The sequence below is a fragment of the Hymenobacter frigidus genome, from assembly GCF_014640435.1.
GTDB lineage: Bacteria > Bacteroidota > Bacteroidia > Cytophagales > Hymenobacteraceae > Hymenobacter > Hymenobacter frigidus.
The window spans coordinates 19928-35912 of the sequence record NZ_BMGY01000019.1 but is presented as its reverse complement, the minus strand read 5'-3'; the positions used below and the strand labels follow the sequence as shown (position 1 = coordinate 35912).

The window sequence follows — 15985 nt, the reverse complement described above, 5'->3', positions numbered from 1 at the left end:
GAAGGCGGGCTATTTCACCACCTCGAACCAGTTTTTGATGCTGGGGCCGTTGGGCACGGTCAGCAGGTAGAAGTAGTTGCCGGGGGCAGTGTTGGCGTCGCCGCCCCAGTTGTTCTGGTAGTTGGTGGTTTTGTACACCTCGCGGCCCCAGCGGTTGAACACCGTGAAGGCATTGCCGGGGTAGAGCTGGATGTTGTCAATGACCAGTACATCGTTGCGGCCGTCGTTGTTCGGCGTGATGATGTTGTAGGTCCGGACGGCGTTGGCAAAGTTTACGCTGGCTTCGTTGGAGTTCGAGCGCAGCGGTGTGGTGCCGGTGCCCACCGCCACTACCCGGAAGTTCTGGCTGAAGCCCGCGCCGGAGACGGAGCCCGTGGCGGCATTATTCACCACGGCTTGCAGGGGGCTGCCAGCAGATACCTTGCCCACCAGCTCCGGCGTGCCGGCATCGGTACGGCGGAAGATTTGGTACTCGACTACCGGGAAGCCCACGTAGGCGTTCCAGGTGAGGGTGGTTTTGCCCTGGTCGAAGCCGCCGGTGCCGGTGGTGCCGGCGTTGGTAGCCACCAGCCGGATGGTCTGGGCAGTGCTGCTGGTCAGCAGCGTGCCGCAGCCGTTGGTGAGGTTCAGGCGGTACTCGTAGGAGTTGGCCGAGGCATCCACCGCGTTGTTATCGGTGTAGGTAGTGGCCGAAGCGGCGACCGTGCCTACTGTCACAAAGCTGCCAGTGGCCGCCACGCGCCGCTGAATCTGCACGGGGTTGGGGGTGCTGCTGCTGTTGGGAGCGGTCAGGGTGAGGACAACGCGGTTGTTGCTGGTGGCATCCACCGAAGCATTAGTCAGGGCGATGGTGGGGTTATCCAACACGATGGTGCGGGTAGCGGCCGGGCCCGTGCACGAAGCCGGCGGGGCACTGATTTCGGCGGCGCTCACCGAGTAGGGGCCGGTGGCGTTGAATAGTACCGTGACCTGGCTGCTGGTGCCGCCGGCCGTAACGGTGCCGCCCATCACCGTCCAGAGGTAGCTGGCACCCAGCGCGGGGTTGGCAATGGCGTACTGCTGCGGCGTGGCGGTGTTGCACACAAAGCCCGAGCCTGTGATGGTAGGGGCCGTGGGCAGCGGGTTCACGGTGAAGGGCACGGTATACACCGGGCCCACGCAGCTGGCGGGGCCGGCCGTGGTTTCCTGCGCCGTAAGGGTGTAGGTGCCGGGGGCGGGCAGCGTGGCAATGGTGCGGCTGTTGCCGGTACCGGCCAGCGGGGTGCCGTTCAGCTGAAACACGTAAGTGGAGCCGGCGAAGCCGCCGGGCAGGCTCACCGTGACGGGGCCGCTGCCCTGGCACACGCGCACCGGGCTGGTGATGGCGAGGGTGGTGAGCGGTGAAGGATTGACCAGTACTTGCAGCGGAGTGGAAGTGCCGCGGCAGATACCACCGGCCGGGTTGCTCGTTTCCGTCACCACAATGGTACGGGTGGTAGCGACCGTCACCGGGTCCCAGTTCACGGTCACCGTGTTCTGGAAGGAGCTCACCTGCGTGCCGCCGCTGATGACCCACGAGTAGCTGGACCCGTTGGAGAACACGCCGCTGCGGTAGATGTACGGACCATCGGCCTGACACACCGAGGTGGGCACGGGGGCCACGGCCAAGATGTCGCCGGGGCCGGTGGGGCGCACCGTTTGCAGGCGCTGGTTGATGACGATGGGCAGCGTGGTAGTATCCGAAGAACAGCCCTGAGCATTGAGGCGGAACACCTTGATGAACGCGCTGGTGGTGGCCACGCCCCAGTTCACGGTGATGGCCGGAGTGCCCTGGCCGCTGACAATGGTGCCGCCGCTAATCAGCCAGGTATAAGCTGCGGCTGCGGGCGTAGGCACCGAGTAAGCGAGGCCCGTAACGGTGGGGCACACCGACGCCGGGCCGGTGATGGCCTCCGCCGCCGGGCGCGGGTTCACGGTCACGGTCACGACATCAGTGCTCACGCAGCCGCTGGCCGTGGTGGCCGTGAGGGTGTAGATAAGGGTGAGCGGGGCGGCCGTGGCATTCACGCCGGTGAAGACCGGCTGGGCGGCGTTGGCGCTGCTCAGATTGGTGGCGGGGCTCCAGCTGTAGGTGTAGCCGGCGCGAATAGGAGCCCCCAGAGTTAGCTGCTTGCGGTCGCAAACGGCTTGGTCGGGGCCGGCTTCGGCCACGGCGGCGGGATTCACGGTCACGGTCACGGTGCCGGTGCTCACGCAGCCGTTGGCGGTAGTGGCCGTGAGGGTGTACACGATGGGGTTGGGCGTGGCGGTGGTGTTGGTGAGCGTGAAGGTGGGGTTGGCCACGGTGGCGCTGCTCAAGCCGGTGGCCGGGCTCCAGCTATAGGTGTAGCCAGTTACCGGGGCCGCGCCCAGCATCACGCTCAGGCCCGAGCACACGGCGCGGCTGGCACCCGCCACGGCCACAGCGGCCGGGTTGATGGTCACGACTACGGTATCGCGCTGGAAGCAGCCGTTGGCCGTGGTGGCCAGCAGAATGTATTGCTGCGTGACGGCGGCGCTGGTCAGGTTGGACAGCGTCACGGTTGGAGTCAGCGACGTGCTGCTGCTCAGGCCGAGGGTTGGGCTCCAGGCGTAGGTGGTGCCAGCTATCGGCGTACCCGAGCCAATGACTACGCCCACGTTCGAGCAAGTCGTTTTATCGGGACCAGCCTGGGCTACGGCCGCCGGGTTGATGGTCACCGCGACTGTGCCAGTGGCTACGCAGCCGTTGGCCGTGGTAGCCGTCAGGGTGTAGGTAACGATGATGGGCGCGCCCGTGAGGTTGGGCAGCGTCAGGGTCGGGTTCAGACCAGTGGTGCTGCTCAGGCCGAGGGCCGGGCTCCAGGCGTAGGTGGTGCCGGCTACCGGCGTGCCGCCGATAACGACGCCCACGTTCGAGCAGGTGGCGCGCGCCGCGCCGGCATCGGCTACGGCGGCCGGGTTGATGGTCACGTCCACGGTGGCGGTGACCACGCAGCCGTTGGCCGTGGTAGCCGTGAGGGTGTAGGTCACGATGATGGGCGCGCCGGTGGTGTTGGTGCCGGTCACCGTCGGGTTCAGGATGGTGGGGTTGCTCAGTCCAGTAGTCGGGCTCCAGCTATACGTGGTGCCGGGTACGGCCGTGCCGCCCAGTGGGGCCGAAACCGTGCCCGAGCAGAAGCTGATGCCGGGGCCGGGCGTGGCCACGGCGGCCGGATTCACCGTGAGAATCACCGTCGACGTGGCCGTGCAACCTTGGGGGCTGGTGGCGGTCAGGGTGTAGCTAGTGGTGATGTCCGTGCCCGTGGTGTTAGGCAGCGTGGCGGTGGGCTGGGCGGCGTTGGTGCTGCTCAAGCCGATGGCGGGGCTCCAGCTATAGGTGTAACCCGGCAGGGCGGGCGTGCCCAAGGCAACTGAAGCCACCCCCGCACAGGTTGCGCGGGCCGGGCCGGCATTGGCAATGGCCGCTGGATTCACCGTGACGAATACGGAATCAATGCTCAGGCAATTTACGCCCGAGCTGGCCGTGAGGGCGTATTTCAGCACAATGGGAGCTCCGGTGGCGTTGGGCAGGGTCACGGTGGGCTGCGCCACGGTGGTGCTGCTCAGGCCCGTGGCCGGGCTCCAGGCGTAGGTGAGGCCGGCTACCGGGGGCATGCCGAGGAGTGTGGACGTCACGCCGGGACACACGCTGCGGTCGGGGCCGGCATTGGCCACGGGCGGGGGCGTCACGGTCACGGTTACGGTGGCCGAAGTGGTGCAGGTGCCGTCGGAGCCCGTTATGGTATAGGTCGTCGTTGTCGTAGGCGATACCGTCACCGTCGTGGTGGTCGAGCTGATGCCGCCGCCAGTCCAGGCGTAGGTAAGGCCTGCCTGGCCGCCGCTCACGCTCAGCGTGGTCGACGTGCCCTGGCAAATGCTGGTGGCTGCGGGCGTGACGGTGAGCGGGGGCAGGGGGCGGATGTCAACGGTTTTCAGCACCGAGTCGGTGGGGCAGCCGCGCGACGAAATGCCTTTCAGGACCAGCGTGCCGGTGGTGTTGGCATTGCCCCAGGTTACCTGCACTGTGCTGGTGCCCTGGCCGCTGGTGATGGCGCCGCCCACTGCGCGCCAATTGTACGAGGCCGGTACCGGGCCGGCGGCCGTGTAGGTGCGCACCGTGGCCGGGTCGCACACCAGGGCCGGGCCATTGATGGCGTTGGGCCCCAAAGCCCGCCGCACGGTGATGCGGAAGATGTCGGAAACCTGCTTGCCGCCGCAGCCGTTGTCCTTCACGGTCACGCCCAGGTCGTAGGGTGCGGTGCGGGCATTGCCGCAGGCGGAGTTGAACACGAACGTGCCCGACACCGTGTTCACGCCTGAAACCGAGGCCGTACCGGTGAGGTTGCCGGGCTGCACGGTGCCGGTGCTGCCGTTGAAAGTAGTGTTGAATGGCCCGCTGCCGTCCAGCAAGGCGCTGTTCAGGGTGAGTACCAGCGGGTGGTTGCCGCTGGCCTGGGAGGCCGATAGTGCAATGCTCAGCGACTGGCCTTCTTCTATGGTGTAGTCGCGGGGCATGGTCAGGGCCGGCGGCAGCACGGGCGGCGGCGTGGGCGGGCAGGTCGTAACCAGCAGCTGCAAGTCGCGGCGGGTGGTGCCAATAAGCACCTCGTTGCCGTTGATGTTGCGGTACTCGGACACATCTACGGCCACCACGTACTGGCCGATGGACGTGGCCCCGTACTTGGCAATGCCGGTACTGGCATTGATGGTAGCGAAGTTGCCGGGCCCGGTTCCAAACGGAGCCGCCGCGCTGAAGTTCGTCGACCGGTAAGGAATGGTGTTGGGTAGGGGAGGAAAGGCGGTGAAGTTATTGGGCGAGGTGCCAAAGGGAGCCCCAAACGAGTACACCAGCCGGTCGCCGTCCGGGTCGAAGGCGTTGTTGAGGGAAATGGTGGTGTCGTTCTGGCACACGATGGCCACGGCCGTATCGGAGAATACCGGCGAGCGGTTCGGAATCAGCGGCGGGGCCATGCTCACGTACAGCGTCAGGGGTTGGCTGTCCGAATTGGCGAGGTTGGCAATGCCGGCGTTGCGTGCCGCCACCGAAAACACGGCGTAGTAGCCATCAAAAGAAACCGGCAGGTTGACCGTGCCCACGAAGCGATTGATGACGAAGGGTTGGTTGGGGGGCACAATGCTGCAGCCCGCCGGGATTTTTGGCCCGGTGATGACGGGCGAAATCGTTCCGGTCAGGTTCACGTTCGTGCGTGCTCCGGTGGTGCGGTTGAATACGAAAATGTTTTGGTTCCGCACCGGCTGGCCGGGCGTACCTGGCAGGGCGTTGATGTAAACTGTGACCGTGATTTCGTAGCGGAACGGATTGCCAACCGGGCCATTGGCATCGAGGTACCGGTAGTTCATCTCGCCACCGAGGAAGTGGGATGCCTGCGCCGGCCGTGCGCCCAGCACCAGCAGGACCAACAGCAGAAGCGACCCGTAAAAGCGTCGAAGTAAGGGTTGTGACATAAAAAAAGTAAAGGGCAGGAATTTATCAGTTGTGGAAATCAGAAGGTTTAAGTTTTAACCCAATGGCGAAGGACAATTCAATTGGTGATTAAGCAGCACCAGGCGGGTTGGCCGTTTGCTGCTTAATCACCAATCATTATCGTTGCTGCTGGAAAACACCGGGGGTTTATTCGCGCACCACGCGGCGCAGCGCCAGTTGGCCCTTGGCGTCGCGCAGGCGCAGCACGTACACGCCCGGGGCCAGGGCGCTCAGGTCCAGCTCAGCATCGGCGGCGGGGCCCAGGCGCAGGATGGTGCGTAGTACGGTGGCACCCAACACGTTTTGCACTTCGGCGCGGTAGGTGCCCGCGGCGGCCGCGTCGGGCAGGCGCAGGCGCAACCGGCCGTCCAGGGTGGGGTTGGGGAACAGGCTGAGCGCGGGCAGCGCCTGGGCCGCCAGGGTGGCCAGCGGGCGCACAATCAGCTGGTAGTCCTCTACCTCGGCATTTAGCACGTTCACGGCGCAGGGCGAGGGCGCAGCATTGGTGTTGGCCACGGCCAGGATGCGCATGCGGGTATTGAGCCCCCCCGCGCCCGCGGGAACCGTGAAGCTGGTGGCAAACGTAGCGGCGTTCGGTCCGGCATTCGTCACGCCGTTGGTCAGCAGCTCGCTGGTTTCAAACACCCCGTTTATGTTAACATCGACCCACACGGCCGTGCGGTGCACGATGTTCAGGTTCGAAACGACCGTCAGGTTTATCAGCTGGCCGCTGTTGATGGTAACGGGCAGCGTGGTGTAGTTGGCGTAGCCACCAGCCGCCACGTTGCTGAAGTTGTTGTAGGCCGGTTGGCCATTGGATACGCTCACGTTGGTGATGAAGAACGGGCTGGCCTGTTGGGTGCCGCCCGGCCCGATGCCGCCCGTGCCGTTCGAAGCGCAGTAACTAAGGCAGGGTACCGTCACGCTCACCACATTGAGCCGGGTGATGGCGGCCGAGCCATTGGCATTGCTAGCCGTGAGGGTAATGGAAAAGGTACCCGTGGCCGCGTACGTGTGCAGCGGGTTTTGCAGGGTACTGGTGGTGCCATCACCAAAGTTCCACAGCCACGATGTGGGCAGGTTCTGGCTGGTGTCGGTGAACCGAATGGGGTTCACACAGTTGCCGGGTACGTAATTGGTCGTGAAGCTGACCACGGGAGGCGTGGTGTTGGGCCGCAGCACCACCGTATAGTCTTCCACCTGGCCGCTCACGGGGCTGGTGCAGGGGCCGGGGGGGTTACCCACGGCATCGGCCACCACGCGCAGGCGTAAGGGCAGGTTCAGCACCGCACCCGCGGGCAGATTCAGGGTGGCGGTGGCTCCGGGGGAGGGGGTACCCAGGCTCTGGTATACCTGCTCAGCGGTGGTCAGGATGCCGTTATTGTCCTTATCGAGGTACACCCGAATGTCGTGCGGGTTCACGCCACCCGTGGTGATGGTCATGGTGTAGTTCACGCCTACCGTCAGGTCGGTGCGCTGCGGGCAGGTGAAATCCTGGTAGCCGGCGCTGCCATCGGCCGACGTGTTGTCGATGGTGCCTAGCCGGAAGCGCGTGATGCCGTAGTTGGCGAAGAAGTTGATGGTGGGCGGCGAGCAGCTGGCCGCTACCGGCACCGTAGTGCTATAAATAATGCTGGTGGCGGCGCTGGTGTTCACGCCGGCGGCGTTGGTGGCGCGTAGCGTCACGGCGTAGGTGCCGGCCGTGGTGTAGCAGCGGTTGGGGTTTTGCAGGGTGCTGGTGGTGCCATCGCCAAACGTCCAGAGCCAGGCCGTGGGCAGATTCTGGCTGGCATCGGTGAATTGCACGCAGCCCGAGCAGGTGGTAGTGCCGTTGGTGGTGAAGGCCGCTACCGGCGGGCTCACGTTGGCAGTAAGCGTCACGCTGTAGTCCTCATCCTGCGAGTACACGGGCGTGGAGCACGAGGTGGGCACCGTGCCCAGGCCGTAATCAGCGGCAACGCGCAGGCGCAGGCGGGTTGCCAGCACAGCCGTGGCGGGCGCCGTAATGGTACCCGTGTGCAGCGTGGCGTTGTTGGAGCTGAAGGCCAGCTCGTTGTTACCCGTAAAAGCGCCGTCGTTGTTGTAGTCAATCCAGACCCGTACGTTTTCGGGCGTACTGGCATTGGTGCGCACGCTGATGGCGTAGCTCTGGCCCACCACCAGGGCCGCGTTGGTGGTGCAGCTCAGGTCCTGGTAGCCTTCCGACTGGCCCACCGAATTCCGGTTGATGAGGTTGTTGCCCACCGTCACGTTGAGAATGCCCATGTTGAAGGCACTGGCCTGGGCGCTACTGGCCCGGCCGGGGGTGCAGGCCGCCGCCACGGGACAAGTCTGGGCCTGGGCCGACGACGCGCTCAACGCCAGCAAGGCAGCCACAAAACCCGGGGCAAGCCGGGACCAGAAACGTAGGAGTGGAAGCATAAGAAAAGAAAAGGAGAAACAATAGAATTTGGTGGTTAAATGTAAGCACAAAACCGGGACAGGACGGGTGAAATCAACGGTTGCCGGGTTTCAACCGGCCCTGCCCATCATTAGAAAGCCGGGCGTTGCGTTCAACCAGCCCGCTGATTGGCGGGCCAGGGGCGAACCCCAGGGTTTAATCGGCGGCACAAAAATCGCACCACCCAGCCGTAAGTTTGCCGGGATTATTTTCCCTTCGAATCCCATTGGTTCAATTGGGATATTCTTTATTAGTTGATAAGCCATGGCAACTTCCACCGTTCTCATCACCGGCGGCACCTCGGGTATTGGCCGGGCCTGCGCCCTGGCGTTTGGCCGGGCCGGCTACCAGGTGGCCTTCACCGGGCGCGATGAAGCCAAACTCGCCGACACGGCCGCCGCGCTCGCCGCCGCGGGGGTGGCCCACCTGCCCATCCGGGCCGATGTGGGCGACGAGGCCGCTTCTGAGCGCGCGGTGCAGGAAACCGTGGCTCGGTTCGGGGGCCTCAATGTGCTGCTCAACAACGCCGGTATTTCCATGCGCGCCCGCTTTCAGGATGCCGACCTGGAGGTCATCAAGCAGCTCATGCAAACCAATTTCTTCGGTACGGTTTTCACCACCAAGTTTGCCCTGCCGCACCTGCTCAAAAGCAAGGGCAGCATCGTGGGCGTGAGCAGCATTGCCGGCTACCGGGGCCTGCCGGGCCGCACCGGCTACTCGGCTTCTAAGTTTGCCATGAACGGCTTTCTCGAAGCCCTGCGCACGGAATTGCTCGACCAGGGCGTGCACGTGCTCACGGCCGCGCCCGGTTTCACGGCCTCCAATATCCGGCAGGTGGCGCTGGCCGCCGATGGCTCGGCCCAGGGCGAGTCGCCGCGTGATGAGGGCGCAATGATGAGTAGCGAAGCCGTGGCCGACGAAATCCTCAAAGCCGTGCGGCAGCGGCGCCGCACGCTGGTACTCACCGGCCAGGGCAAGCTCACGGTGTTGCTCAACAAGCTGTTTCCGGGGATTACGGATAAGCTGGTGCTAGGGCACTTTCGCAAAGAAGAGAAGGGCGTATTATAAAATTCGCACAGAGTTTAAAAAGGGAAAAAGGGAGTTTCACAGAGAATACCAACTCTGTGAAACTCCCTTTTTCCCTTTTTAAACTCTGTGCGAAAACTTACAAAGAAGCCTTCTGCGCCAGCTTCACGGCTTCGTACAAATCCACTACGCCGCCGGTGACTGACAGCGTGGAGAAATCGACCGTTTTTTCGCCGCCGGGCACCATTACCTTGGTGTGGTGCACCCGGGCCGACTGCATGATGATGCGCTTCAAATCGGTGGCCGTGAGCTTGGGGAAGTACGATTTGAGCACCGCCGCTACGCCGGCCGTGACGGGCGAGGCCATGCTGGTGCCGCTCTCGTTGCCGTAGATGCTGCCGGGCAGGGTGCTGAAAATGCCCACGCCGGGCGCGAACACATCAACCCCTTTTTTGCTGTAGTTTGAGAAGTTGGCCGTGAGGGCGGCGTTGTCTTTCGGGCCCGACGCGCCCACGGTGAGCAGGTTGGGCACGGTCGTGTTGTTCATATAGAACGAGGCCGGGTAGTTGTCGGCCACGTCGAGGTTGTGATTTTCGTTGCCGGCGGCGTGCACCAGCAGCACGTTTTTGGTGGCGGCGTACTTGTAGGCGGCTTCCACGGCGGCGCGCTGGGGCGAGAATTCCTTGCCGAAGCTCATGTTGATAATCTGCGCGCCGTTGTCCACGGCGTAGCGGATGGCGTTGGCAATGTCCTTGTCGCGTTCGTCGCCGTCGGGCACGGCCCGTACCACCATGATGCTTACCGGGTCGGCGGCGATGCCCTGCACGCCGATTTTGTTGTCGCGCACGGCCGCGATGATGCCGGCCACGTGGGTGCCGTGCAACGGGTCGGGGCCGTGCAGGTCGTTGTTGCCGTAGTTGCGGTCGGTCAGGTCGTTGGGGTTGTCCTTCACGATGTCGGTGCGCGGGTCGAAATTCAGGTTCAGCGAGTTATCGAGTAGGCTGCGCTCCTGCTGCAGGCCGGCGTTCAGCTCCTTGAGCAGGGCGTCAGCGTCGGCGGAGCCGGTCTGGCGCATCATTTCCAGCATGCCGGCCACGGCGCGCTTCAGGTTGGGGTCTTCGGGGCGGGCATTGCGCAGGGCGATGGTGTCGAGCTTGTCGGTGCCCAGGGCCTGCTTCATTTTGGCCACCATCTCGGTGATGGGGCCGGCCATGCTCTCGACCTGCCCGGCGCGCTCGGTTTCTTCGGCCAGGCGCGTCTTGTACACCTTCTCCGCTTTCTGATACAGCGCGAAATCAGCCTTGTCGGCCACCTTCACGGTTTTGGCCGTGGTGCCCTTGAAACGCTTGCGGCCGGCGGCCACGATGCGCGTCATTTCCAGGGTTTCGGCGTTGATGTTTCGGCCGTCTTTGCCGCCCAGAAAGTTCCAGCCGTGCACGTCGTCGATGTAGCCGTTCTTGTCGTCGTCGATGCCGTTGCGGGGAATCTCGCCCCGGTTCACCCACAGCACGGGCTTCAGGTCCACGTGCGCCGTGTCGATGCCCGAGTCAATCACGGCCACGATAACGGGCGTGGGCACCAGGTTTTTCAGCAGCTCGGCGTAAGCGCGGGTGGCCCCGATGCCCGGCACGTTGTCGAGCTGTGGGTCTTTGAGGTACCATTGGGCGGCGCTTTGGTCAGCGGCCGGAGCGGGGGCGGGCGGGGCCACCGATTGCGCCAGGCCCAGGGTTGGCAGCGTAAGCAAAGCCAGTGAAAACCACCAGCGGCGGAAAGGGGAAATCGTCATAAGCAAGAAAAGTAGCCGCTACGCTGCGACCAGTGTGCGAAGTAAACCAACATCTGGGTAAATGAATTTCACCCGGACCAAAGACGTGCGCCCCGCCCCGATGTTGCGCCCCGTGTGCTGGTCTGCCCACCCCGGGTGGTTCGCAAGCATAAGGTTGGGCCACCGGAAGAGGCGGCGTGCCCGGTACGCAGAGGGCCGCTGGGGCCTGCCTCACCGGCTGGGGTTTCGGCTGGTAACTTCGCGGCCTCAATCCCGGTTTCCCGCGCATGATTTGTTTCCTCCGCCCGCTCTTCGCGGCCCTGCTGCTGTTCATCGTTAACGGATTTCTGTTAACCGAAACAAAAGCCCAAACCCCCAAAACCTACACTTCCTCTGAAATTCTGCTGGGCCTGAAGAAGCTCAACGTGCTGGGCTCGGTGCTCTACATCGCCGCCCATCCCGACGACGAAAACACCCGCCTCATCGCCTATATGGCCAACGAGCGCCTGCTCGAAACCGGCTACCTGAGCTGCACCCGCGGCGACGGCGGCCAGAACCTCGTCGGCCCCGAGCTACGCGAGGGCCTCGGCGTGATTCGCACGCAGGAGCTGCTCGCGGCCCGGCGCACCGACGGCGGCCGGCAGTTCTTCACCCGCGCCAACGACTTCGGCTTCTCCAAAACGCCGGAGGAAACCTTCCGCATCTGGGACAAGGAGCAGGTGCTGGCCGACATGGTGTGGGTCATCCGTCAGCGCCGGCCCGATGTACTCATCACCCGCTTCCCCACCGACGGCCGCGGCGGCCACGGCCACCACACCGCCAGCGCCATCCTGGCCGCCGAAGCCTTCGACGCCGCCGGCGACCCCAAGCGCTTCCCCGAGCAGCTGCAATACGTGCAGGCCTGGCAGCCCAAGCGCCTGCTCTGGAACACCGGCAGCTTCTTCGTGAAGCCCGGCGAAAACATGGACGGCTACCTCAAGCTCGACGCCGGCGGCTACAACCCCCTGCTGGGCCAGAGCTACGGCGAAATCGCGGCCCGCAGCCGCAGCAACCACCGCAGCCAGGGTTTCGGCTCGGCCGCCCAGCGGGGCGAGGCGCTGGAGTATTTCCAGCCCGTGAAAGGCGATAAGGCCACCAAGGACCTGTTCGAAGGCGTGGACCAGACCTGGAACCGGTTACCCGGCGGCGCGGCCGTGGGCAAGCTCATCGAGGAGGTGATTCGCAAGTATGACCCGAGCAACCCGAGCGCCAGCGTGGCGGGGCTGCTGAAGGTGCGAGAACAGCTCAACAAGCTGCAACCTGCAAGGGGGAATTATTGGAAAGATGAAAAGGTAGGACAATTAGATAAACTGATTCAGAGTGCGCTTGGCTTGTATGTAGAAGCTGTTTCTAGCGAGAGTTCGGTGGCTTCTGGACAGTTGATGAACATAACCTTGGAGGCTGTTAAGCGCACTCCTATTCCTGTTCAAATAGTTAGCGTAAGCCAAATAAATGGCATAGCACGGGACTCTGTATTCAATAGTGCTTATTCACTCGATAAACCGTTTCGACTAGTTGTTCGAAATTGGAAAATGCCTGAATTTGTTATCAATACACAGCCGTATTGGTTGCGAGAAACAGGCACAACTGGCATGTATGCAATTCCGGTGTCTTTGCCAGTGGCTAGCATTCCCGCTGGTTCAGGAAGCATAGCCCTCATTCAGGCTATTGATGAATTCTCGACCGCGAAAACGGGAACCGGAATTGCTCAAAGCAGCTTAAGTGGTATTCCCGAAAATCCAGCTGTAGCAACCATCAGACTCACTTTTAAAGTTGGTGCTGACTCTTGGGCGATGGGTGTCCCCGTTCAATACAAGCACACCGACCCCGTGCTGGGCGAACTCTACCAGCCGCTGGCCGTGGTGCCGCCCGTGCTGGTGAACCTGCCGCCCGCCCGTTCCTACGTCTTCGCTGATGTCCAGCCCAAGACGGTGCCCGTCACGCTGCGGGCCGGGCGCGCCGGGGTGAGCGGCAGCCTGGCCCTAGCCCTGCCCACCGGCTGGCAGTGCGAGCCCGCCACCGTCCCTTTCGCCCTGGCCGCCAAAGACGAGGAGCTAACCGTGAACTTCCAGGTGCAGCCCAGCGCCGGGGCCGCCGCCGGCCATTCCGAGCTGCGCGCCACGGCCACCGTAGCCGGTCAGGCCTACAGCCGGGGCTTGCAGAAGATTGAGTACCCGCACATCCCCACGCAGTTCCTTTTTCCCGAGGCCGTGGCCCCGCTGGTGAAGCTGGAGTTGAAGCGGCGCGGCCAGAACGTGGCCTACCTCATGGGTGCCGGCGACGAAGTGCCCGACGCCCTGCGCCAAATCGGCTACACCGTGACGCTGGTGAAGCCTGAGGACCTCACCGCCGCCAGCCTGAAGAAATATGACGCGCTGGTGGTGGGCATCCGCGCCTACAACATCGTGGACCGCCTCAAAACCCAGCAGCCCGAAATCCTTCGCTACATCGAAGCCGGCGGCAACGTGGTGGTGCAGTACGTGGTGAACCGCGGTATGGTGCTGCCCGAAATCGGCCCGTACCCGATGAAGCTCAGCAACGACCGGGTGACCGTGGAGGACGCCCCTGTCACCCTCACCAAGCACCCGCTCCTGAACGCGCCCAACAAAATCACGGCCCAGGATTTCCAGGGTTGGGTGCAGGAGCAGGGCCTCTACTACCCCAGCTCCTGGGACCCCAAGTACCAAACCGTCATCAGCAGCAGCGACCCCGGCGAGAAGGCCAAGGAAAGCGCAATTCTAGTGGCCGACTACGGCAAGGGGCATTACATCTACACTGGCCTGTCGCTGTTTCGGGAGCTGCCCGCCGGCGTGCCCGGCGCATACCGGCTGATTACGAACATGATTTCCTACGGCAAGGAAAAAGCGCAGTAGCGTTACCTCACCCCCCAACCCCCTCTCCAAAAAAGAGGGGGAGCCACGGCAGCTTTCTTAAATTATCCACAAATCAAACTATCCCAATCCTTGTCGCCGTGGCTCCCCCTCTTTTTTGGAGAGGGGGCCGGGGGGTGAGGTTGACGGAGGGCGACCCCAAAAATACCCGTGCTCACAGTAGAAAAAATCGGCGGCACCTCGATGACCGCCTTCGCCGATGTTCTGGACAACATCATTTTCCACGGCCGCCAGGGCCGGGAACTATACAACCGCATTTTCGTGGTGTCGGCCTACGCCAACGTCACCAACTGGTTGCTCGAAAACAAGAAAACCGGCGCGCCCGGCGTCTACCACCACATCACCCAGAACCAGGAGTTTCGGCAGCCGCTGCAGGAAGTAGCCACCAAGCTCCAGGAGCTAAACCAGGACTACGCGCCCCTGGGCCTCGACCTGGCCGTGGCCGATGCCTTCATCCAGCAGCGCATCGACCAGGCCCAGACCTACCTCCAAAGTCTGACCACCGTGCTGGCCTCCGGCTACGTCAACAGCACGAATATCCTGCAGGCGGCCCGCGAAATCCTGGCTTCGATAGGGGAGGCCCACTCGGCTTTCAACTCCGTCAACATCCTCCAAAACCGGGGCTTGAATGCCACCCTCATCGACCTGAGCGGCTTCGACGACGCGCACGCGCTCACCATCGATGAGCGCATCCGGCAGGCCTTTACCGATATTGATTTTGCCAATACCATCTGCGTCGCCACCGGCTACACCAAGGGTACTGAGGGCATCATGCGCGAGTTTGACCGGGGTTACTCTGAAGTCACGTTCAGCAAAATTGCCGTGGCCGTGCGGCCCCAGGAGGCCATTATTCACAAAGAATACCACCTCTGCTCCGCCGACCCCAACCTGGTGGGCGTGGACCAGTGCCGCCCCGTGGGCTTCACCAACTACGACGTGGCTGACCAGCTGGCCGACGTGGGCATGGAGGCCATTCACCCTAAAGCCTCGAAGCCGCTGGAGATAAACGCCATCGACCTGCGCATCAAAAACACGTTTGAGCCCAAGCACCCCGGCACGCTCATTACCCGCGACTTCGTGGCGAAAACCAAGCACGTCGAAATCATCACTGGCACCGATAAGGTGGTGATAATCGACATTCACGACCCGTTGATGGTGGGCGCGGCCGGCTTCGATTTGCACCTCATGCAGGTGTTTTACGACCTTGGCGTGAGCTATATTTTCAAGGCCACCAGCGCCAATAGCATTTCGCTGGTCATCTGGGCCAAGGACCTCCGGCCCCAGCTCATGGTGGCGCTGGAGGCTAAGTATGAGAACATCACCGTGGAAGATGCCGCCCTGGTCTGCCTCATCGGCTCCAACATCGACGAGCCCGGCTTGCTGGCCCGCGCCGCCAGCGCCTTGGCCGATGCCGGGATTAATATCCGCAGCGCGGGCTTTGCGCTGCGTAAAGTAAACATTCAGTTTATCGTGGGGCGCGAGGACTACCAGGATGCCATCGTGGCGCTGAACCAGGCGCTGGGCTAGGGCCGTAGCGCGGAATGTAGCGTGGACTCTGAGAGTCCGTGCGTTGAATAGTTGATTTCACACAACCTACCCGCGGACTCTCAGAGTCCACGCTACAGCCATGACGCTCCGCCAGTTTCTCTACTTCACGGCCCTCACGCTGCCGGCCTGCGCCCTGCTTATCCTGTTTCTTGACCATCCGCTGGCCCAGTTCATCCATGGGCATTTCGGCGGGGCTGCGCCGTTTTTTGCCGCCCTTACCGCCGCCGCCGATGCCGCGCACGAGGCCCTGATGACGCACGTACTGGGCCTGCCCGTCATCTTTTTGGCCCTGGGGCTGGCCTTCGCCATCGGCCGCTACGCCCTGAAACGGCGCGGGGCCACGCTGTTTCTCATCCTGCTGCTCACCCACGAGTTCAGCATGGTGCTGGCCAATGTATTGAAGGGCAGCGTGCACCGCCTGCGGCCCGAGGTGCAGTTCGGCACCGGCTACGTGGGCACGGGGCTGTGGGCCAGTGGGCCGCACAACGACTCGTTTCCGTCGTCGCACACCGCTACCTATTTCAGCTTGTGCTGGCCGCTGGCGCTGGCGTTTCCGCGCTGGCGGGTGCCGCTGCTGGTGCTGCCGGGCCTGGTTGCGCTGGGCCGGCTGGTGCTGGGCATGCACTACCTGAGCGACGTCTGGTTCTCGCTTTGGCTGGTGGTGGCGCTCACCTTCCTGTTCAGCCAGCTTGACCGGCCTCGGCCGCTGAAAGAGGCCGAAATACTGCTGTAGAGACGTAAAATATTGCGTC

Annotated in this window: 7 protein-coding genes; 4 read left to right on the top strand and 3 right to left on the bottom strand. The window is 63.4% G+C overall.

What is annotated here, in order from left to right; translation table 11 throughout:
* Positions 1–9: 9 nt before the first annotated feature.
* Together IEW17_RS11440 and IEW17_RS11435 are read right to left on the bottom strand one after the other, a co-directional pair.
* Positions 10–5505: a PKD-like domain-containing protein gene (locus tag IEW17_RS11440; RefSeq protein ID WP_188562180.1), complete on the bottom strand. Its 5496-nt coding sequence runs from the start codon at positions 5503–5505 to the stop codon at positions 10–12.
* A 166-nt stretch (positions 5506–5671) separates the two neighbouring features.
* Complete coding sequence (locus IEW17_RS11435) at positions 5672–7945, bottom strand: GEVED domain-containing protein (protein WP_188562179.1); 2274 nt, start codon at positions 7943–7945, stop codon at positions 5672–5674.
* A gap of 283 nt (positions 7946–8228) precedes the next feature.
* Between IEW17_RS11435 and IEW17_RS11430 the strand changes: the two genes are divergently transcribed.
* A complete protein-coding gene (locus IEW17_RS11430; RefSeq protein ID WP_188562178.1) occupies positions 8229–9032 on the top strand; it encodes an SDR family oxidoreductase in 804 nt (267 codons plus the stop codon).
* Positions 9033–9129: 97 nt separating this feature from the next.
* Here the strand turns inward: IEW17_RS11430 and IEW17_RS11425 are convergent, their stop codons facing one another.
* Positions 9130–10776, bottom strand: a complete 1647-nt coding sequence (locus IEW17_RS11425; RefSeq protein ID WP_188562177.1) for a S8 family peptidase — start codon at positions 10774–10776, stop codon at positions 9130–9132.
* Positions 10777–11042: 266 nt separating this feature from the next.
* Between IEW17_RS11425 and IEW17_RS11420 the strand changes: the two genes are divergently transcribed.
* From IEW17_RS11420 to IEW17_RS11410, 3 genes are all read left to right on the top strand, one after another.
* Entirely contained in the window at positions 11043–13667 is a 2625-nt protein-coding gene (locus IEW17_RS11420; RefSeq protein WP_188562176.1) for a PIG-L family deacetylase, read from the top strand.
* Between the two features lie 168 nt (positions 13668–13835).
* Entirely contained in the window at positions 13836–15212 is a 1377-nt protein-coding gene (locus tag IEW17_RS11415; protein WP_188562175.1) for an aspartate kinase, read from the top strand.
* Between the two features lie 100 nt (positions 15213–15312).
* Entirely contained in the window at positions 15313–15966 is a 654-nt protein-coding gene (locus IEW17_RS11410; protein ID WP_188562174.1) for a phosphatase PAP2 family protein, read from the top strand.
* The last annotated feature ends 19 nt before the right edge of the window (positions 15967–15985 follow it).